Annotated in this window: 19 protein-coding genes; 13 read left to right on the forward strand and 6 right to left on the reverse strand. The window is 70.6% G+C overall.

Features of this window, described 5'->3' with window-relative positions; translation table 11 throughout:
- Window positions 1-40 precede the first annotated feature (40 nt).
- Genes leuS through nadD form a run of 4 tightly spaced genes read left to right on the forward strand, consistent with a single transcriptional unit; the run spans window position 41 to window position 5,012 of the window.
- Entirely contained in the window at window positions 41-2,824 is a 2,784-nt protein-coding gene (gene leuS, locus ACO2Q2_RS03765; protein WP_423254432.1) for a leucine--tRNA ligase, read from the forward strand.
- 5 nt (window positions 2,825-2,829) lie between these two features.
- Window positions 2,830-3,354: an LPS assembly lipoprotein LptE gene (lptE, locus tag ACO2Q2_RS03770; RefSeq protein WP_423254433.1), complete on the forward strand. Its 525-nt coding sequence runs from the start codon at window positions 2,830-2,832 to the stop codon at window positions 3,352-3,354.
- Between the two features lie 3 nt (window positions 3,355-3,357).
- On the forward strand, window positions 3,358-4,371 hold the full coding sequence (gene holA, locus ACO2Q2_RS03775; protein ID WP_423254434.1) for a DNA polymerase III subunit delta: 1,014 nt from the start codon (window positions 3,358-3,360) through the stop codon (window positions 4,369-4,371).
- Window positions 4,368-5,012, forward strand: coding sequence for a nicotinate-nucleotide adenylyltransferase (nadD, locus tag ACO2Q2_RS03780; protein WP_423254435.1), 645 nt, complete (start codon window positions 4,368-4,370; stop codon window positions 5,010-5,012). Before holA ends, nadD begins: the two co-directional genes overlap by 4 nt.
- Window positions 5,013-5,093: 81 nt before the next feature.
- On the opposite strand, the gene msrB is transcribed toward nadD, so the two are convergent.
- On the reverse strand, window positions 5,094-5,711 hold the full coding sequence (gene msrB, locus ACO2Q2_RS03785; protein ID WP_423254436.1) for a peptide-methionine (R)-S-oxide reductase MsrB: 618 nt from the start codon (window positions 5,709-5,711) through the stop codon (window positions 5,094-5,096).
- A 142-nt stretch (window positions 5,712-5,853) separates the two neighbouring features.
- On the opposite strand from msrB, the gene ACO2Q2_RS03790 reads away from it, so the two are divergent.
- The 6 genes from ACO2Q2_RS03790 to ACO2Q2_RS03815 all read left to right on the forward strand — a co-directional run bounded on the left by ACO2Q2_RS03790 (window position 5,854) and on the right by ACO2Q2_RS03815 (window position 9,548).
- The gene (locus ACO2Q2_RS03790) at window positions 5,854-6,513 is read left to right on the forward strand and encodes an RNA polymerase sigma factor (RefSeq protein WP_423254437.1); all 660 of its coding nucleotides are present in this window, start codon (window positions 5,854-5,856) and stop codon (window positions 6,511-6,513) included.
- A gap of 1 nt (window position 6,514) precedes the next feature.
- On the forward strand, window positions 6,515-7,168 hold the full coding sequence (locus ACO2Q2_RS03795) for an NrsF family protein (protein WP_423254438.1): 654 nt from the start codon (window positions 6,515-6,517) through the stop codon (window positions 7,166-7,168).
- Window positions 7,169-7,252: 84 nt separating this feature from the next.
- Window positions 7,253-7,567, forward strand: coding sequence for a pentapeptide MXKDX repeat protein (locus ACO2Q2_RS03800; RefSeq protein WP_423254439.1), 315 nt, complete (start codon window positions 7,253-7,255; stop codon window positions 7,565-7,567).
- Between the two features lie 163 nt (window positions 7,568-7,730).
- Window positions 7,731-8,120 carry a ribosome silencing factor gene (rsfS, locus tag ACO2Q2_RS03805; protein WP_423254440.1) on the forward strand — a complete coding sequence of 130 codons (390 nt, stop codon included), beginning with the start codon at window positions 7,731-7,733 and terminating at the stop codon, window positions 8,118-8,120.
- 210 nt (window positions 8,121-8,330) lie between these two features.
- A complete protein-coding gene (rlmH, locus tag ACO2Q2_RS03810; RefSeq protein WP_423254441.1) occupies window positions 8,331-8,801 on the forward strand; it encodes a 23S rRNA (pseudouridine(1915)-N(3))-methyltransferase RlmH in 471 nt (156 codons plus the stop codon).
- A 177-nt stretch (window positions 8,802-8,978) separates the two neighbouring features.
- Complete coding sequence (locus ACO2Q2_RS03815) at window positions 8,979-9,548, forward strand: Maf family protein (protein WP_423254442.1); 570 nt, start codon at window positions 8,979-8,981, stop codon at window positions 9,546-9,548.
- A 15-nt stretch (window positions 9,549-9,563) separates the two neighbouring features.
- On the opposite strand, the gene ACO2Q2_RS03820 is transcribed toward ACO2Q2_RS03815, so the two are convergent.
- A complete protein-coding gene (locus ACO2Q2_RS03820) occupies window positions 9,564-10,451 on the reverse strand; it encodes a lysostaphin resistance A-like protein (protein WP_423254443.1) in 888 nt (295 codons plus the stop codon).
- Window positions 10,452-10,604: 153 nt separating this feature from the next.
- On the opposite strand from ACO2Q2_RS03820, the gene ACO2Q2_RS03825 reads away from it, so the two are divergent.
- A complete protein-coding gene (locus ACO2Q2_RS03825) occupies window positions 10,605-12,164 on the forward strand; it encodes a hemolysin family protein (protein ID WP_423254444.1) in 1,560 nt (519 codons plus the stop codon).
- A 26-nt stretch (window positions 12,165-12,190) separates the two neighbouring features.
- On the opposite strand, the gene ACO2Q2_RS03830 is transcribed toward ACO2Q2_RS03825, so the two are convergent.
- A complete protein-coding gene (locus ACO2Q2_RS03830) occupies window positions 12,191-12,586 on the reverse strand; it encodes an MAPEG family protein (RefSeq protein WP_423254445.1) in 396 nt (131 codons plus the stop codon).
- Between the two features lie 257 nt (window positions 12,587-12,843).
- On the opposite strand from ACO2Q2_RS03830, the gene ACO2Q2_RS03835 reads away from it, so the two are divergent.
- Both ACO2Q2_RS03835 and ACO2Q2_RS03840 read left to right on the forward strand, forming a co-directional pair.
- Entirely contained in the window at window positions 12,844-13,230 is a 387-nt protein-coding gene (locus ACO2Q2_RS03835; RefSeq protein ID WP_423254446.1) for a YkgJ family cysteine cluster protein, read from the forward strand.
- A 144-nt stretch (window positions 13,231-13,374) separates the two neighbouring features.
- On the forward strand, window positions 13,375-13,962 hold the full coding sequence (locus tag ACO2Q2_RS03840; RefSeq protein WP_423254447.1) for a hypothetical protein: 588 nt from the start codon (window positions 13,375-13,377) through the stop codon (window positions 13,960-13,962).
- On the opposite strand, the gene ACO2Q2_RS03845 is transcribed toward ACO2Q2_RS03840, so the two are convergent.
- From ACO2Q2_RS03845 to ACO2Q2_RS03855, 3 genes are all read right to left on the reverse strand, one after another.
- Window positions 13,963-14,754 (reverse strand): dioxygenase, encoded by a 792-nt coding sequence (locus ACO2Q2_RS03845; RefSeq protein WP_423254448.1) that lies wholly within the window; start codon window positions 14,752-14,754, stop codon window positions 13,963-13,965.
- A 99-nt stretch (window positions 14,755-14,853) separates the two neighbouring features.
- The gene (locus tag ACO2Q2_RS03850; RefSeq protein WP_423254449.1) at window positions 14,854-16,449 is read right to left on the reverse strand and encodes a sulfotransferase; all 1,596 of its coding nucleotides are present in this window, start codon (window positions 16,447-16,449) and stop codon (window positions 14,854-14,856) included.
- 141 nt (window positions 16,450-16,590) lie between these two features.
- Window positions 16,591-18,447 (reverse strand): DEAD/DEAH box helicase, encoded by a 1,857-nt coding sequence (locus ACO2Q2_RS03855; protein ID WP_423254450.1) that lies wholly within the window; start codon window positions 18,445-18,447, stop codon window positions 16,591-16,593.

Consider the following 18,447-nt stretch of genomic DNA (forward strand, 5'->3'; position numbering starts at 1 on the left):
CGCAGACGCTGCCGCCTCACGCATCAACGGCACTGGACACATGCAGAACATCGACGATCAGGGTTCCCCTTCCGCCGGGGCCGAAGCGGGCGAGCACGGTTATCGTCCGCAGGCGGTGGAAACCGCCGCGCAGCAGTACTGGACGGCCGAGCGCGCCTACGAAGTGAGCGAGGACGCCAGCCGTCCCAAGTTCTACTGCCTGTCGATGCTGCCGTACCCGTCCGGCGCGCTGCACATGGGCCACGTGCGCAACTACACCATCGGCGACGTGATCAGCCGCTTCCAGCGCATGCAGGGCAGGAACGTGCTGCAGCCGATGGGCTGGGACGCGTTCGGCTTGCCGGCGGAGAACGCTGCGATCAAGAACAGGACCGCGCCGGCCGCATGGACCTACCGCAACATCGACAACATGCGCGGCCAGCTGCAGCGCATGGGCTTCGCCTACGACTGGACGCGCGAGTTCGCCACCTGCCGCCCGGAGTACTACCGCTGGGAACAGCTGATGTTCACCCGGCTGATGACCAAGGGCCTGGCCTACCGCAAGAATTCGGTGGTGAACTGGGATCCGGTCGACCAGACCGTGCTGGCCAACGAGCAGGTGATCGACGGTCGCGGCTGGCGCTCCGGTGCGCTGGTGGAGAAGCGCGAGATCCCGCAGTGGTTCCTGAAGATCACCGACTACGCGCAGGAACTGCTCGACGGGCTGGACACGCTGCCGGGCTGGCCCGACGCGGTGAAGACCATGCAGCGCAACTGGATCGGCCGCAGCGAGGGGCTGGAGATCCAGTTCCAGGTCGAGGGCGGCGGCGAGCCGCTGAGCGTGTTCACCACGCGCCCGGACACGTTGATGGGCGTGACCTTCGTCTCCGTCGCCGCCGAGCATCCGCTGGCGTTGCGCGCTGCCGCGGCCGATGAGCGCGTGGCCCGCGTGCTGCAAGAGATGAAGCACGGCGGCGTGTCCGAGGCCGAACTGGAAACGCAGGAAAAGCGCGGCGTCGACACCGGGCTGAAGGTGATCCATCCGCTCACCGGCGAGCCGATCCCGGTGTGGGTCGCCAACTTCGTGCTGATGGGCTACGGCACCGGCGCGGTGATGGCGGTGCCCGGCCACGACCAGCGCGACTGGGAATTCGCCAAGAAGTATGGCCTGCCGATCAGGATGGTGATCGTGGATCGCTCGGTGGTCGATGCGCTGGCCGAAATCCAGCACGACCTGGCGCAGGGCGTGGGCTCCGATCCGATGCGTGCGGCGCTGCGCGGGCGCAGCACGGACGCCTACGGCACATCTTCCGCCGTGCGCGTGGTGGAGGACTTCGAGCGCCGCATCCAGGAAGAAGGCGCCTACACCGAACGCGGCATCGTGGTGAATTCGGGCGAGCTCGACGGCATGGAATACGCCGAGGCGTTCGAGGCGCTGGCGGCCCGCTTCGAGCGCGAAGGCACGGGCCAGCGCCGCGTCAACTGGCGCCTGCGCGACTGGGGCGTCAGCCGCCAGCGCTACTGGGGCTGCCCGATCCCGGTGATCTACTGCGCCCGCTGCGGCGCGCTGCCGGTACCCGAAGACCAACTGCCGGTGGTGCTGCCCGAGGACGTGGCGGACGTGTACTCCAGGGGCGGCGGCGTGCAGTCGCCGATCAAGGCCGACCCGGAATGGCGCAAGTGCACCTGCCCGCAGTGCGGCGGCGCGGCCGAGCGCGAGACCGACACCTTCGACACCTTCATGGAGTCGAGCTGGTACTACGCGCGCTACACCAGCCCGGGCGCGAACGAACAGGTCGACGCACGCGCCAACTACTGGCTGCCGGTGGACCAGTACATCGGCGGCATCGAGCACGCGATCCTGCACCTGTTGTACTTCCGCTTCTATCACAAGCTCATGCGCGACGCGGGGCTGGTGCAGTCGGACGAGCCGGCCACCCACCTGCTGTGCCAGGGCATGGTGATCGCCGAGACGTTCTACCGCGACAACGCCGACGGCTCGAAGGACTGGATCAATCCGGCCGACGTCGAGATCGAGCGCGACGAGAAGGCGCGCGTGGTCGGTGCGAAGCTGAAGGCGGACGGCCGGCGCGTGCACATCGGCGGCACCGAGAAGATGTCCAAGTCGAAGAACAACGGCGTGGACCCGCAGAGCATGGTGGACAAGTTCGGCGCCGACACGGTGCGCCTGTTCTCGATGTTCGCCGCGCCGCCGGAGCAGTCGCTGGAGTGGAGCGAGGCCGGCGTGGAGGGCATGGCGCGCTTCCTGCGCCGGTTCTGGCGCGAAGTGACCACGCATGCCGCGCAGCCGGATCATCCGGGGGTCGATCCGGTGGCGCTGGATGCCGGGCAGAAGGCGCTGCGCCGCCAGCTGCACGAGACGATCCAGAAGGTCACCGACGACTTCGGCCGCCGCCACGCCTTCAACACCGCGATCGCCGCGCTGATGGAACTGCTCAACGCGCTGGGCAAGTTCAGCGACATGAGCGAACAGGGCCGCGCCGTGCGCCACGAGGCGCTGGAGGCGATGGTGCTGCTGCTCAACCCGGTGACGCCGCACCTGAGCCACGCGCTGTGGCAGGTGCTGGGCCACCCGGAGGCGGTGCTCGAAACCCTGCCGTGGCCGCGCGTGGACGAGTCCGCGCTGGTGCGCGACTCGCTCACGCTGGCGGTGCAGGTCAACGGCAGGCTGCGCGGCACCATCGAGGTGGCGGCGAGCGCCTCGAAGGACGAGGCCGAGACGCTGGCGCGCGCGCATCCGCAGGTACTCGCGTATCTTGAGGGCCTCACGGTGCGCAAGGTGATCGTGGTGCCGGGCAAGATCGTCAACATCGTCGCAGGATGAAATCCATGAGCCGCTTCGTGAAGCTGTCGTCCCTGCTGGTCCTCGCCCTGCTGGTGTCTGCCTGCGGATTCCATCTGCGCCAGAGCGTGGCGCTGCCGCCCTCGATGCAGCGCATCCACCTCACCGTGAACAACGGCGGCGACCTGCAGCGCAACCTGGCGCGCGCCCTGCGCAACGCCGGCATCAGCATCGAGGACGTCGGCGGTCCCGGTGTGGCCGAGCTGGCCGTGCCGCAGGCGAGCTTCAGTACCGACACGCTGAGCATCAGCGGCGGCGCGCGCGTCACCGAATACTCGGTGCATTACCGGGTGCGATTCGGCGTCACCGCCGCCAGCGGCAAGGTGCTGCTGCCGCCGCAGGACATCCAGATGTCGCGCGAGTACAGCTACGACGCCACCAACACCATCGGCAACGATGCGCAGGTGGAGGAGATCCAGCGCAGCCTGGTCGACGACATGGTGCAGTCGATCCTGTTCCGCCTGCAGGCGGCCGCCAGGCGCGCCGACGCCGCGGCGGCCGGCACGCCGTAAGCCATGCCGCTGGCGCCCGCACAGTGGCAGAAGACGCTGGCCGGCGACCGCCTGCACAGCGTCTACCTGCTGGCCGGTGAAGAGCTGCTGGTGCTGGAGGCCGCCGATGCGCTGCGCGCGCAGGCACGCCGACTGGGCTACAGCGAGCGCGAGGTGCTCGAAACCGGCCAGCACTTCGACTGGGACGACCTGGCCCGCGCCGCGGCCGGCATGTCGCTGTTCGCCACGCGCCGTCTGATCGACCTGCGCCTGCCCACCGGCCGTCCCGGCGTCGAGGGCGCCAAGGCGATCACCGCGTTCTGCGAAAACCCGCCGCCCGACGTCACCTTGCTGATCACCGCGATGGAGTGGAGCAGCAAGCACGACGGCGCCTGGAGCAAGAAGCTCGACGCCGCCGGTGCGATGGTGCTGTTCAACGCACCGCGACCGCACGAGTGGGCCAGCTGGATCGGCGCGCGGCTCGCCTCGCGCGGGCTCAGCGCCACGCCCGACGCGGCGGCGCTGCTGGCGCAGCGGGTCGAGGGCAACCTGCTCGCCGCCGCGCAGGAGATCGACAAGCTCGTCGTGCTGCACGACGGCAAGGCCCGCATCGATGCCACCGAGATGGAATCGCTGGTCGCCGACAGCGCGCGCTACGACGCGTTCAAGCTCACCGATGCCGCGTTCGCCGGCGACGGCGGACGTGCGCTGCGGGTGCTGGCCGGACTGCGCGCCGAAGGCGAGGAGCTGATCCCGCTGATGGGCTGGGTGGTCAACCAGCTGCAGCTGGCGCTGCGCCTGGCCAACGCGCGCGACTTCGCCGCCCAGGCCAGGGCCGAGCGGCTGTGGCAGTCGCGCGAGCAGCTGTTCCGTCAGGCGCTGCGCCGCGCGCCGCGCGAGCACTGGCTCAAGTGCCTGGCTCGCGCGGCGCGCATCGACCGCATCGCCAAGGGTCGCGAGTCCGGCGACGCGTGGCTGGAGGCCGAGCGGCTGATTGCCGCCATGGCCGAACCGCGGGCGGCTGCCGCGCTGGCATGAGGCCGCTGGCAATCCTCGGCGGCACCTTCGATCCGGTGCACATCGGCCACCTCTGCGTGGCCTGGGAGGCGAGCGAGCTGCTCGACGCCGAGGTGCGGCTGGTGCCCGCCAGCGTGCCGCCGCACCGCCCGCCGCCGATCGCTTCGGTCGAGCAGCGCGTGGCGATGCTGCGCGCCGCGCTGGCCGGCCAGGACCGGCTGGGCCTGGATCTGCGCGAGCTGGAGCGCGAAGGGCCTTCCTATACCGTCGATACGCTTGCCGCACTGCGCGCCGAGCACGGCACGCGACCGCTGGTGCTGCTGGTGGGCGCCGATGCCTTCGCCGGACTCACCTGTTGGCACCGCTGGCCGGAGCTGTTCGATCTGGCGCATGTCGGCGTGCTGAGCCGTCCCGGCGACCCGCCGGCGTGGCCCGAGGCGCTGCATGCGGCGGTGGACGGGCGGCGGGTGGAGATCGCCGGCGCCCTGCACACGCTCCCGGCCGGCTGCGTGATCTTGCTCGACGTGACGCCTCTGGCCGTCTCCGCTTCGCGCATCCGCGATCTGCTCGCCGACGGCCGCCTGCCGCGCTACCTGCTTCCGGACGGCCTGTTCGACGAGCCCGGGCTGCTCGCTGCCTATGGCTCGACCCGACGGCCGTGACTGGCGTCGGTCAACAGCGACAGCCGCGCAGTGATCCGATGATGTTTCCGCGAGCGAGCCGAGGCTGACGGGCCAACTTCATCACGCTGCGCCGCGCGGCACGAAGCGCAGCGCCACCGAGTTCATGCAGTAGCGCAGGCCGGTGGGGCGCGGGCCGTCGTCGAACACGTGGCCGAGGTGGCTGTCGCAGCCGGCGCAGCGGATTTCCGTGCGTACCATGCCAAAGGTGCTGTCGCGCTTCTCGATCACGTTGGCCGCGGCGATCGGCTGCCAGAAGCTCGGCCAGCCGGTGCCGGAATCGAACTCGGTGGCGGCATCGAACAGCGCGGTGGCGCAGCCGGCGCAGCGGAACAGGCCGGGGCGGTCGGGCTTCTCGTGCTCGCCGCTGAAAGCGCGCTCCGTGCCGTCCTCGCGCATCACGTAGTACGCCGCCGGAGAGAGGCGGCGGCGCCATTCGGCCTCGCTCAGCACCAGGCGCTTCACCTGGCACGGCCCCAGCGCGCGGCCGTCGTCGGCGTAGCACTGCAGCGTGACCATCCCCGCCTCGTCCGGCTCGGCGGCCGCGGCGGCGCCGCGGTCGCGGGCGAACAGCCGCGGCATGAGGATCAGGCCGCCCAGCGCCGCCAGGGCGCCACCGGCGAGGGTGGCGCGCAGCAGGCGACGGCGCTGCGGCATCAAGAGTTCCTGGGTTCGGGACATGCGCATTTCCTCACGGTGGTTCGGTGGCGCCGTTGGGCAAGTTCGCTTCGCTGCTGGCGCGTCGGTGGTTACCTGCGGTTCTACGGGGTAACCGCGGACCGGGATGCAGCGAACCGCAGGAACGCCCGCCACGGAGCGCCGGATGTCCGTCGTCTTGACCAACGCCCTCGTCATGGGTGTAGATGACGCCCTGATTTCGCACAGGGACGCGATCCGGCGCGTGGATGATTCATCGCTCAGCGACAACCAGCAGGCCGACCTGCGTCGCGCTGCATGGATGGCGGCCGCGCAGACGGGCGACCGTGTCGCCTACGAGCGCGTGCTGGGCGAGTCGGTGGGCGTGATCCGCAGCGTGGCGCGGCGACAGGGCGTGCCGGTGGATCTGCTCGACGACGTGGTGCAGGAGACCCTGATCACCCTCCACCGCGTGCGCCATACCTACGACCCGTCGCGGTCCTACCACGCCTGGCTGGCCGCCATCGCGGCCCGTCGCAGTATCGACGCGCTGCGTCAGCACGGTCGCCGCGACCGCCGCGAGCGGCACGAGCCGCTGGCGCTGCAAAACCACGCCGACGAGCACGAGGCCAGCGAGGCGACCGAGCACGAGCAGCGCGCCGCGGCCCTGCGCGAGGCGATCGCCACGCTGCCGCCGGGCCAGCGCGAGGCGGTCGAGCACCTGGGCCTGCGCGAACGCTCGCTGGCCGAAACCGCCGAACTCACCGGGCGCTCCACCGGCGCCCTGAAAGTGAACCTGCATCGCGCCATCAAGGCGCTGCGCGGGCGACTGCACGGAGATTCCTGACGTGGCCGACGCGCCTTCCCACGATTCGCTGATCCGTGCGCTGGGCAGCGAACTGGCGCCGGTGCGACGCCTGCGTCCGCCGTTGCAGCGCACGATCGGCTGGACCGTGCTGCTGGCCGCGCTGGCCGCACTGCTCGCGTGGCATTACGGGCTCACCCCGATGCTCACCCGCTGGGCGGGCACGCCGGATCTCGCCTGGGCCGGCCTGGGCGCGGCGCTCACCGCGGTGGTAGCCGGCTGGGTGGCGTTTTCGCTGGGGGTGCCTGGACGCGACGTGCGCTGCGCCTGGCTGGTGCTGCCGCCCGCCTTGCTGTGGATCGGCGCCAGCGGCATGGGCTGCCTGCGCGAGTGGGTGGCGCCGGATACGGCCGTGGCGACGCTGGCGCAGACCCATGGCTGCGTCGAATTCATCCTCGCGTTCTCGCTGCCGCTGTCGGCCTTGATGGTGTGGCTGCTGCGCCGCGCCTGTCCGCTGCGGCCGGTGCTCACCGCGGTGGTGATCGGGCTGGCCAGCGCCGCCGCGTCGGCCAGTTTGCTGGAGATCTGCCACGAGTTCGACGCCGCCGCCACCGACCTGGCCATGCACGCGCTGGCGGTCGGCCTGGTGATCGGCGCCAACGCGCTGGGTGGCGGACGGCTGCTGCAGCGCCGTTGATTCCCTGGCGTAACCGGCCGCATTGCGGCGGCGAAAGAGGGTGGTGCGGCGTTGGCCGCACGTCCACTTTCAGGAGAACGTCGCATGAAAAATCTCAGCAAGCTCGCGCTCGGCCTCGCCTGCGCCCTGTTTGCCGGCAGCTTCGCCACCGCCGCCCTCGCGCAGGATTCGATGGCCCACGACAGCGGTTCGGCCATGCAGGGCGACGGCATGAAGCATGACTCGATGCAGCACGACTCGATGAAGCACGATTCGATGAAGCACGATTCGATGAAGCACGATTCGATGAAGCACGATTCGATGAAGCATGACGCCATGAAGGGCGACTCCATGAAGAGGGACGACGCCATGAAGGGCGACTCGATGAAGGGTGATGCCATGAAGAGCGGCGGCATGTGATTGGGTGCGGGCTCCGGCGCCCTGTCCGGAGCCCGTCACCTGGCCGGCATGCCCGCGCGCCCGTTCAGGGTCCCGCCCCGTGCAACGCGCCGGGGTGCCGGGGAGGGGCGGTATACTGTGCCGGCGCGATTCTGCGCTGTGACTTGCACCGAGGCTCCCCCTCTTGGCTAACTCTTCCCGCACCGACAAGTCGGTGACCACCTCCAAGCTGCGCCAGCACGTGATCAGCGCGCTGGAGGAACTCAAGGCCAAGGACGTTCGCGAGATCGACGTTCGCGGCCGCACGTCCATCGCCGACCTGCTGGTGATCGCTTCGGGCACCTCGGCCCGGCACGTCAAGTCCATTGCCGACGAAGTGGTGAAGTTCGCCAAGAAGGCGGGCGTGATGCCGCTCGGCGTGGAAGGCGAGCAGGAGGCGGAGTGGGTGCTGGTGGACCTGGGCGACGTGATCGTCCACGTCATGCTGCCGCGCATCCGCGAGTTCTACGGCCTCGAACGCCTGTGGACGGTGGGCGACCGCGAACAGGACGCCAGTGCCGTCAGCGCGGGTTGACCGTTGTTCTCCCTCGCCCCGGCGGGGAGAGGGTCGGGGTGAGGGGGCAATCTTGCGATCCAGTGGCTACGAAGCGTGGAGCGCCTCGCCGGCACCGCTGCGATGAACTTTCCCGCAAGCCCCAGCCCCTCACCTCAATCCTCTCCCCGGAGGGGAGAGGAGGCCAACGTGGCGCTGCGCGCCGCGTGGTTCGATTAAGTCCGGGGACCGATGCGCGCCCGCCTGATCGCCATCGGCGAACGCATGCCCGCCTGGGTGGCGGAGGGCTTTGCCGAGTACCGCAAGCGGCTTTCGCACGAGCTGCCGCTGGAACTGGTGGAACTCAAGCCCGGCGCGCGCGGCAAGGGACGTGACGATGCCCGTGCGATCCTCGACGAAGGTGTCGCGATGCTCGCGGCGATTCCGCGCGATAGCCACGTGATCGCCCTCGACGGTCGCGGCAAGAGCTGGTCCAGCGAGGAGCTGGCCGCGCAGCTGAACCACTGGCGCATGGCCGGCCGCGACCTGGCCTTCCTCATCGGCGGACCGGACGGCCATGCGCCGGACGTGCTCGCCCGCGCCGAGCAGCGCTGGTCGCTGGGGCCGCTTACCCTGCCGCACATGCTGGTGCGGCTGGTGCTGGCCGAGCAGCTGTATCGCGCCACCACCATCGCCGCCGGGCATCCCTACCACCGCGCCTGAGCAGTGCGGGTGCGCCGCTATGCTGTGCGCCTCTCCCGTCGACGAGTCGCCCATGACCGTTTCCATCCGTACCGCCAACGGCCACGACCTCGATGCCCTCGCACCGCTGTTCGACGCCTACCGGCAGTTCTGCGAATACAGTCTGGCGCTGTGACCTCGCCGCCCGCGGATCGCGCCATGCTCTACCTCGCTTCCCGGTCCCCGCGTCGTCGCCAGCTGCTGGAGCAGATCGGCGTCGCCTTCCAGGTGATCGATGTCGAGGTGCCGGAAGTGCGTGGCGCCGGCGAATCCCCACGGCATTACGTCAGCCGCGTGGCGCGCGACAAGGCGCTGGCCGGTCTGGCCGCGGTGGCCGATCCGCACGCCGTGGTGCTCGGCAGCGACACCGAGGTGGTGCTGGACGACGAGGTGTTCGGCAAGCCCGCCGATGCGGCGGATGCGGCAGCCATGCTGCGCCGGCTGTCCGGTCGCACGCACGAGGTGGTCTCGGCCGTGTGGGCGGTCACGGCCGATCATCGGGACAGCGCACTGTGCGTCTCGCGCGTGCGCTTCGCAAAACTGGATGACGCCGTCATCGCCGCCTACGTCGCCACCGGCGAACCGTTCGGCAAGGCCGGCGCCTACGCCATCCAGGGCCGCGGCGGCGCGCTCGTGGAGCATCTGGAAGGCAGCCATTCCGGCGTCATGGGCCTGCCGGTGTTCGAGACGGCCCGGCTGCTCGCGCGGTTCGAACAGCGCCGCCGCTGAGTTCCGGCGCCGGGTTCAGCCCGGCGGATGCGTCATCACGAACCAGCCCGCCACGGCGAGCAGGTTGTTGATGCCGTGGGCCATCACGGCCGGCCACAGCGAGCCGGACTTGAGGCGCAGCCAAGCGCAGCCGATGCCGAGCAGGGCCAGGTTGGGCACGGCGTACCAGCGCCAGCCGAGGTCAGGCAGGTGGACCATGCCGAACAGCAGGGCGCTCAGGCCGATGGCCAGCACGATGCGCGCGTTGCCGACGGCGGGGAGCATCGCCTGACGCCTTCGAAAACCCAGCAGGGACGAGAACAGCACGCCGCGGAACAGGGTTTCTTCCACCAGCGGTCCCAGCGTGACCGCCGACAGCGCCAGCACCACGCGTCCGGCCAGCGAGGCGCCTTGCCCCATCTGCGCGATGTCCTGGGTTACCGGGTGGCTGCCGGCGAGCAGGCGGGTAAGCACGCCGCCGATGACCGGCACCGCCACGCCCAGCGCCAGCGCCGCACCGTAGAACGCCATGCTGGAACTCGGTGCGAAACCGAAACCCTGCCACGCCTGCGCCAGCCGCCACTGGCGCGGCCAGCGGCGATGCACGATCCACAGCGTGGCCGAGGCGGCGATCAGCAAGGTGGCCGCGGTGACCCCGGTGCGCAGGTCCGGATTGCCCATGGCGACCTGCAGCGCATGCAGCGTGTGGTCGCCGCCCGTCTTTGCATCGCCGTGCGTGAAGCCGATGCGCATGCCGACCACCAGCCCGACCAGCGAACCCACCGCGAAGCCCGCCGCCAGTTGCAGGGCGAAATACAGCGCCAGCAGACCGATCGCCTCGCCCACGCCGGGCGCGCGCACCGGGGCGGGTGGGGCCGGCGGCAGCGGCGGCGGGTCGGCGAACACGTCGGTGGCGGCATTCACGGGGGAGACGATTCCTTTCGGCGGACGGACACACCGACGCTAGCGGCTGGCATCGCGCCGGCGCAATCCCTGCCATCGGTCATGGTGGCCCGAAGGCAGCTTGTATAGTGGGGCATCACCAACACGGAGGAAACGCGCGCGAAGGCGCCACCCATGTTCGCATTCGACTGGCTTGCCGACCCCACCGCCTGGGCCGGTCTTCTCACCCTGGTGGTGCTGGAGATCGTGCTGGGCATCGACAACCTGGTGTTTGTCGCGATCCTCGCCGACAAGCTGCCGCCTGGCCGCCGCGACCGTGCCCGCGTCAGCGGCCTGGCCATTGCGTTGATCATGCGGCTGGTGCTGCTGAGCGCGATGAGCTGGCTGGTCAGGTTCACCACGCCCATCGCGCAATGGCAGGGTTTCTCGCTGTCATGGCGCGACATCATCCTGCTGCTCGGCGGCGCATTCCTGCTGTTCAAGGCCACACTGGAGCTGCACGAGCGGCTGGAGGCCGCGGACGAGGGCGAGGGCGGTCCGCGCACGCCGGCCCGCTTCTGGCTCGTGGTGGCGCAGATCGTGGTGCTGGACGCGGTGTTCTCGCTCGATTCGGTGATCACCGCCGTGGGCATGGTCGACCAGCTGTCGGTGATGATGATCGCGGTGGTGGTGGCGATGCTGCTGATGATCAGCGCCAGCAAGCCGCTGACCGCCTTCGTCAACGCGCGCCCGACGGTGATCATCCTGTGCCTGTCGTTTCTGCTGATGATCGGCTTCAGCCTGATCGCCGAGGGCTTCGGCTTCCATATCCCCAAGGGCTATCTGTACGCGGCGATCGGCTTCTCGATCATGATCGAGGTGTTCAACCAGATCATGCGCCGCAACCGCCAGCGCAGCCTGCTGGGCAGTGCGCGGCACCTGCGTGCCCGCACGGCGCAGGCGGTGTTGCGCCTGCTCGGTGCCGGTGGGATGGAGGAGGACGGCGAGCCGGCCAGGTCCTCCGCCGGTACCGCCGAGGAAGCGCCGTCCATGGCGGTGTTCGGCAAGGACGAGCTTTCGATGGTGCAAGGCGTGCTGGATCTGGCCCAGCGGCCGGTGCGCTCGATCATGACCCCGCGTCCGGAGATCCGCTGGATCGACCCGCGCGACGACCTGCCCACCGTGCGCCGCGAACTGGCCGAAGCCGGTCACGGCTGGCTGCCGCTGGCGCATGGCGATCTGGATCAGTTGATCGGCGTGGCCTCCACCCGCGACCTGATGGCCAGCCTGCTCGACCACGGCCGCATCGAGCCGGACAGCGTGGTGCGCAAGCCGCTGATGGTGCTCGAATCGCTCAGCGTGCTGCGGCTGATCGAGGAGTTCCGACGCGCGCCGCTGCAGGTGGCGCTGGTGGTGGACGAATACGGCAGCCTGCTCGGGCTGGTCACGCCCAGCGACGTGCTGGAGGTGATCGCCGGCGAGTTTCCCGACGCGCCGGGCAGCGACCCGTCCGCCGCGCTGGACGAGGACGGCGCGTGGCTGTTCGACGCCAGCGTCGACGTGCGCCGCGCCGAGCAGTTGCTCGGCCAGCGCCTGAACGTGGACGACAGTTTCTCCACCCTGGCCGGCCTGGTGCTGCAGCAGCTCGGGCGCTTTCCGCAGGTGGGCGATGGCGTGGTCGCCGGCGGCTGGCGTTTCGAGGTGATCGCGATGGACGGCGCCCGCATCGACCGCCTGCGCGTGGCGCCGGCTTAGCCGACACCACGTTACGGACGCGGCGCTCAGCTCACCAGCAGGGCGCGCACCACGCCGATCGCCGCCAGCACCAGCACTACCAGCCAGGCCAGCATGCCGGTGGCGAAGCCGCCGCCGCGCCGGGCCGGATCGGCCAGATAGGCGGCGAAGTACCACACGCGCCCGACGATCCACACCAGCCCGGCGATGCCGGCCCAGCCGGCAAAGCCGTGCATGGCCGCCAGCCACAGCGTGGGCAGGAACAGCACGGTCTGCTCGATGGTGTTCATCTGCACGCGATAGGCGCGCTCGAAGCCTTCGTGGCCGCTGGTGGCCGGCGCCTTGATGCCGTACTTGCCGCGGGCGCGCCCCACCGCGAACACGGTGGCCGCAAGCAGCAGCACGTTGAGCAGGGTGACCAGGGCAGGCAGTTGCTGGAGCATCGTCAGTCCTTCGGGTTCGGGTGGCGCAGGTGCCGGGTGCCGATCGTGGCAGGAGCCGGGGCGAGGCGCCACGGTCGCCAGCAATATGCCGGATGGGCGAGGGAAAGCAGGCATGCCGGCGGTGGTCGCCGGCAAGCCCGGCAACCGCGGCTAAACGCCGCCGCGCGCAGGCGGGCGATGGCACGCTCGGCCGTGCCAGCCCACGATCTAGAATCCGCCCGCTGCGCGCCTCGGGGTGCGCCACTCCCGGTCGGTCCATGCTGCATCCCTGCCTGCGCTGCGGCGCGTGCTGCGCCCATTTCCGCGTGGCCTTCCACTGGTCGGAGGCCGAGTCGTTCCTCGGCGGCGAGGTGCCCGCCGAACTCACCGCCAAGCTCGATCCGCACCGGCTGGTGATGCGCGGTACCGAGTGCAAGCCGGTGCGCTGCGTGGCCCTGCAGGGCGAGGTGGGCGTGCAGGCGAGCTGCGGCATCTATGCGCAGCGACCCTCGGTCTGTCGCGAGGTGGCGCCGTCATGGGAGTTCGGCGAGGCCAGCGCACAGTGCGACAAGGCGCGACTGGCGCACGGTCTGCCCCTGCTCACGCCGCAGGACTGGATCGATCCCGGCGGTGCGGGCGCGCCGCCGCTGCCGCGCAGCGCCTGAGCGTCGAACCCGCGGTCCGCGCTGCGCGGCACGCGTCCAGCGGGGTGACGTTGTTCGGCGGGTCCGGGTCTCCGTGCGGGTTGCGGAGGAAGGATCACGCTCGTAATCTCCATGCGGATTACGGATGTAATCCAGGAGCGCGCGATGGCAAACCGGCACGAAGCACGACATGCAAGGGTGGCGCTGGGCGGCGTGGCGATATGGCGGGCGGTGCTGGCGCTTACGCTGCTGGCCGGGCCCGCCGGTTGCGCCCGCCACGCCGTGCGGCCCGCCACCCCGCCACCCAACGAGGGGGACGCCTCCTGGCGCGCGGTGGAGCAGCCGGACACGGTGCACTACCAGCTCGCCATGGGCGAGGTGTCCAGCGGCGGCACGGCACTGGAACGCGTCACGCCGGTCTATCCCGCGGCGCAGCTGGCTATCTGCCCGCCCGTGGTGGAAGTGACCGCCAGGCTGATCGTCGACCGCGCCGGCAAGGTCACCGAAGTGCGCCCCGGCAACGCGGCCTCCGCACAAGCGGATCTCGCGCCCTATCTCGACGCCACGCGGGCGGCCGCGCTGCGCTGGCAGTTCAATCCGCTGCAGATCAACCACTGGTCGGCCGACGCCAACGGCGAGAGCCACGTGGTGGACAGCCGCATCGAGCCCTTCAGCCTGGACTACCTGTTCCGCTTCACCTGCCACGCCGGCAAGGCGCAGGTCACAGCCGGCGACAGGCTGGCATCGGGCTGATCAGGCGGCCGCGTCGAAGCGGTAGATGTCCATCGCCAGGATCCCTGAGTCGATGCCGGCGTCCAGCCGCTGCGCACGTGCGCCGTCGCCCGCGGCGCCCAGCGCCACGAACAGCGGCAGCAGGTGCTCGTCGGTAGGGTGCGCGCGCTCGGCGAACGGCGCCTGCCGGCGGTAGTCGAGCAGGGCGGCGGTGTCGCCCTCGGCCAGGCGCTGCTCGATCCAGCGAATGAAGGGCCGCACGTACGGTGCCTCGTGCTCGGCACCGTAGCCGGCGGCCAGGTCGTGCAGGTTGTGGGTGATCGAGCCCGAACCGATCACCAGCACGCCGTCCTCGCGCAGCGGGGCCAGCGCGCGGCCCACTGCCAGCTGGTGCGCCGGGCCGCCGTGCGGCTGGATCGACAGCGGCACCACCGGGATGTCGGCCACCGGATACATCAGCCGCAGCGGTACCCACACGCCGTGGTCCAGCCCGCGCGAGGCATCCTCGGCTGCCGGCAGGCCGGCATCTTCGAGTCGCTGCACGACCTCGCGGGCCAGCGCCGGATCGCCGGGCGCCGGATAGCGCATCTGGTAAAGCGCCGCCGGAAAGCCGCCGAAGTCGTGCATCGTCTCCGGCTGCGCGGCGCCACCCACCCGCGGGCCGCGTGCGAGGTAATGCGCGCTGGCCACCACGATCGCGCGCGGACGCGGCAGCGCCGCGGCCAGCTCGGCCAGCCGCGCGCCGGTGGCGCCGGGCTGCAGTGCGGTCATCGGTGAGCCGTGGGAAATGTAAAGGCTGGGCAGGCGGGTCATGGCGCTCTCCGGGCAATGCGCCAAACATAAGGCCGGCACCCGGCGTTTTCGCCGTCACATGGCGCAACAGCCTGTTGCACGACGCGAACGCTGCGTGCCTCAGCCGGCGTCGGCGAGCGCCTGGCGCAGCGGATCGAGCAGCGCGCCGTAGCGTTCGGCGCGGGCGGTGTCGCGGCGCAGCGGCTGGCGTACCTGGGACGCGCTGGGCGTGCGCACGCTGCGCATGGCGCGATGGTAGTCGAGGCAGGCGGCGTCGAACGGCAAGTTGCAGAACGCCAGCAGATCGCGGATCTCGCGCTCCGGTTCATCCAGCAGCGCCTCGTAGCGCTGGATGCGCACGCGCTGCGGCTGCTCGGCCTGCCAGATCGCCATCGCGCGCCGGTAGTCGCGGGTGTAGGCGCCGATGTCGCCGAGATCGCAGGCGAAGTGCGGCAGCCGATAGAACTGCTGCTTGAAGCACGACCAGCCCGCTTCCAGGGCGTCGCGCCGGGCGTCGACGATGCGTGCGCCGGGCAGCATCGCGCCGAGCAGACCGGCGTGGAGCCAGTTTTCCGGCAGCTTGTCGGTGTGCCGCGGGCGCTGCGTGCGCCAGCGCGCGGTGCGTTCCAGATAGCGCTGACCCAACCGATGCCAGTCCGCCGCGCTGGCCGACGGCATCCACGCCAGCAGCGGTTGCCGACGCTGCCGGGACTCCTCGACGATCACCGCGTCGAGATCGTCCAGCTCGCTGGCGCCCTCCACCTGCGGATGCGCGGCGAGGATCTGCTCGAACAGCGTGGAGCCCGAGCGCGGCAGGCCGACGATGAAGATCACCTCGCGCCCCAGCGTGGCGTCCAGCGGTGCCGGCAAGCGATGGCCGGCTTCGAGCACGCGGGTGACGTGGGTGCTGAAGGTCGGCGCGTGCCAGGGCGCCAGTTGGCGCATCCGTGCGTTGGCGGCGGCGAGCGCGGCAAAGGCGTCCTCGTAGCGGCCGCGATCCTCCAGCGCCTTGCCCAGGGCGAAGCCCATCGCGATGCGGTCGCTGTCGGCCACTCCCGGGTACTGCACGAGGGAAGACAGCGCCGCGATGTCCGCATCGCCCAGCGGCTGTGTCTTGATGTTGGCCAGCCCGCGCCAGGCGTCGCCGCAGGCGCCGTGACGCGCCAGCGCGGCGCGGTAATGCGCGGCGGCTTCGTCGAAGCGGCCCAGGTGCACCAGCGTGTCGCCGGCGAGGATGTGTGCCGGCAGCAGCTCCGGCGCCAGCGCGGTGGCCTGCTTCAGCGCGCGCAGCGCTTCCTCGCTGTCGCCGAGCTGCTGCAGGTTGCGGCCGAGGTTGAACCAGGCGATCGGGTAGTCCGGCGCGGCCATGCAGGCCTGTCGCCAGATGGTGAGCGCGTCGTGCATGTCGCCGCGCCGGGCCAGTGCGCTGGCCAGGTCGTTCAGCACCAGCGCATCGTGCGGGGCCAGCGCGAGCGCCTTGCGCAGCACGGCAATGGCGTCGTCGACGCGGCCGCGCCGGGTGGCGGCGATGCCCTTCATCCGCAGCACCTCGACGTGACACGGGGCCAGGCGGTGCAGCGCATCGAGCAGGCGGTCGGCGGCGTCGAGCTGGCCGTCGCGGATCGCCCGCGCGGCGGCATGCAGCTGTTCGCGCTGCGAGACGGACAGGCCGCTCAGGCGCGGATCGACGGCGGTGCGGGGCGGCGGGAGTGTCATGCGGCGAGCGGGGGTGGAGGCATCCGCCGATGGTACGGGGCGAACGAACATCCCGGCGAGCACTGCCTCGCGCGGAGCCTGTGCCGAAAACAAAAAAGCGAAACCCGCGCCGGGCGCGGGTTTCGTGGGCGAGCGAAAAGCTCAGTACTTGCGGCGGGGCGGCTTGCCGCCGCTGCCGCCGCCGGGCCGCGGCTTGCCCTTGAAGCCGCCGGGCCGCGGGCCGCCGGTGCGCGGCGGCGGACGGTCGGCGGCGCCGTCGTCCTTGCCGTCCCACTCGTGGATGCGCAACTGGTGCTGCACCACCCACACCTTCTTGAGGTGCTCGAACACTTCCTTGGGCATGCCGTCGGGCAGGTCGATCAGGCTGTACTCGCCGCGGATGCTGAGGCGGCCGATGAAGCTGCTTTCCAGCCCGGCCTCGTTGGCGATGGCGCCGATGATGTTGCCCGGCTTCACACCGTGGTCGTGGCCGACCTCGACGCGGTAGGTGCGCTTGCCTTCCTCGGTGACGTGGGCGCGCTGCAGCGGGCGCGAGAACGATTCACGCGGGCCGGCATCGCGATCGCGCGGTTCGCGTTCCGGGCGGGCGCTGCGCTCAGGCCGGTCGCCGCTGCGCTCGCGCGGCTCGTGCTCGCGCGGCGCAAGCTCGCGCTTGGGCGGCGGCGTCAGCAGCAGCGGCTGATCGCCCTGGGCGATGCGCGCCAGCGCCGCGGCGATCTCGATCGCCGGCACGTTGTGCTCCTGCTCGTACTGCTCGATCAGCTGCTGGAAAAACTCCAGCTCGCCCTGCGCCAGGGTGTCGCTGATGCGCTGCTTGAAGCGGCCGATGCGCACGTCGTTGACGGCCTCGACGGTGGGCAGCTTCATTTCCTCGATCGGCTGGCGGGTGGCGCGCTCGATCGCGCGCAGCATGCCCTTCTCGCGCGGCGTGACGAACAGGATCGCCTCGCCGTTGCGCCCGGCGCGGCCGGTGCGGCCGATGCGGTGCACGTAGCTCTCGGTGTCGTACGGAATGTCGTAGTTCATCACGTGGGTGATGCGCTCCACGTCCAGGCCGCGCGCGGCCACGTCGGTGGCGACCAGGATGTCGAGCTTGCCGTCCTTGAGCTGCTGGATCACCCGCTCGCGCTGCGGCTGGGCGATGTCGCCGTTGATCGCGGCGGCGGCCAATCCGCGCGCCTGCAGCTTCTCGGCCAGTTCCTCGGTGGCCTGCTTGGTGCGCGCGAAGATGATCATCGCGTCGAACGGCTCGGCTTCCAGGATGCGCGTGAGCGCGTCGAGCTTGTGCAGGCCGCTCACCCACCAGTAGCGCTGGCGGATGTTCGCCGCGGTGGTGGTGGAAGACTTGATGATGACTTCCACCGGGTCCTTCAGGTGCTTCTGCGCGATCTTGCGGATTACCGTGGGCATGGTCGCCGAGAACAGCGCCACCTGGCGCGTCGGCGGCGTGGCCTCGAGCACCTTGGTCACGTCGTCGATGAAGCCCATGCGCAGCATCTCGTCGGCTTCGTCGAGCACCAGATACTTCAGCTCGGACAGATCCAGCGTGCCCTTGTCCAGGTGGTCGATCACGCGGCCGGGCGTGCCCACGATCACCTGCACGCCGCGGCGCAGCGCCTGCAATTGCGGGCCGTAGCTCTGGCCGCCGTAGATCGGCAGCACCTGCAGGCCGGGCAGGTGGGTGGCGTACTTCTGGAACGCCTCGGCCACCTGGATGGCCAGCTCGCGGGTGGGCGCCAGTACCAGCGCCTGCGGCTTGCCGGGCTTGAGCTCGATGCGCGAGAGGATCGGCAGCGCGAATGCGGCGGTCTTGCCGGTGCCGGTCTGCGCCTGGCCGAGCACGTCGCGCCCTTCCATCAGCGGCGGGATGGTGGCGGCCTGGATCGGCGAGGGCGACTCGTAGCCGACGTCGGCGAGCGCGCGCAGGATGTTCGGATTCAGCCCGAGCGCAGTGAAGCCGGCGGCAGCCGGGGCGGAGTCGGGGGAGGGGGATGACAT

Origin of the sequence: Dyella sp. KRB-257, assembly GCF_049445995.1 — a bacterium.
In the GTDB taxonomy this organism is placed as follows: Bacteria; Pseudomonadota; Gammaproteobacteria; order Xanthomonadales; family Rhodanobacteraceae; genus Dyella_A.

Bases quoted from the DNA above. Each gene is read 5' to 3' on its own strand.
- leuS (WP_423254432.1), top strand. From the start codon at position 41: ATGCAGAACATCGACGATCAGGGTTCCCCTTCCGCCGGGGCCGAAGCG.
- lptE (WP_423254433.1), top strand. From the start codon at position 2,830: ATGAGCCGCTTCGTGAAGCTGTCGTCCCTGCTGGTCCTCGCCCTGCTG.
- holA (WP_423254434.1), top strand. From the start codon at position 3,358: ATGCCGCTGGCGCCCGCACAGTGGCAGAAGACGCTGGCCGGCGACCGC.
- nadD (WP_423254435.1), top strand. From the start codon at position 4,368: ATGAGGCCGCTGGCAATCCTCGGCGGCACCTTCGATCCGGTGCACATC.
- msrB (WP_423254436.1), bottom strand. From the start codon at position 5,711: ATGTCCCGAACCCAGGAACTCTTGATGCCGCAGCGCCGTCGCCTGCTG.
- ACO2Q2_RS03790 (WP_423254437.1), top strand. From the start codon at position 5,854: ATGTCCGTCGTCTTGACCAACGCCCTCGTCATGGGTGTAGATGACGCC.
- ACO2Q2_RS03800 (WP_423254439.1), top strand. From the start codon at position 7,253: ATGAAAAATCTCAGCAAGCTCGCGCTCGGCCTCGCCTGCGCCCTGTTT.
- rlmH (WP_423254441.1), top strand. From the start codon at position 8,331: ATGCGCGCCCGCCTGATCGCCATCGGCGAACGCATGCCCGCCTGGGTG.
- ACO2Q2_RS03815 (WP_423254442.1), top strand. From the start codon at position 8,979: ATGCTCTACCTCGCTTCCCGGTCCCCGCGTCGTCGCCAGCTGCTGGAG.
- ACO2Q2_RS03825 (WP_423254444.1), top strand. From the start codon at position 10,605: ATGTTCGCATTCGACTGGCTTGCCGACCCCACCGCCTGGGCCGGTCTT.
- ACO2Q2_RS03830 (WP_423254445.1), bottom strand. From the start codon at position 12,586: ATGCTCCAGCAACTGCCTGCCCTGGTCACCCTGCTCAACGTGCTGCTG.
- ACO2Q2_RS03835 (WP_423254446.1), top strand. From the start codon at position 12,844: ATGCTGCATCCCTGCCTGCGCTGCGGCGCGTGCTGCGCCCATTTCCGC.
- ACO2Q2_RS03840 (WP_423254447.1), top strand. From the start codon at position 13,375: ATGGCAAACCGGCACGAAGCACGACATGCAAGGGTGGCGCTGGGCGGC.
- ACO2Q2_RS03845 (WP_423254448.1), bottom strand. From the start codon at position 14,754: ATGACCCGCCTGCCCAGCCTTTACATTTCCCACGGCTCACCGATGACC.
- ACO2Q2_RS03850 (WP_423254449.1), bottom strand. From the start codon at position 16,449: ATGACACTCCCGCCGCCCCGCACCGCCGTCGATCCGCGCCTGAGCGGC.
- ACO2Q2_RS03855 (WP_423254450.1), bottom strand. From the start codon at position 18,447: ATGTCATCCCCCTCCCCCGACTCCGCCCCGGCTGCCGCCGGCTTCACT.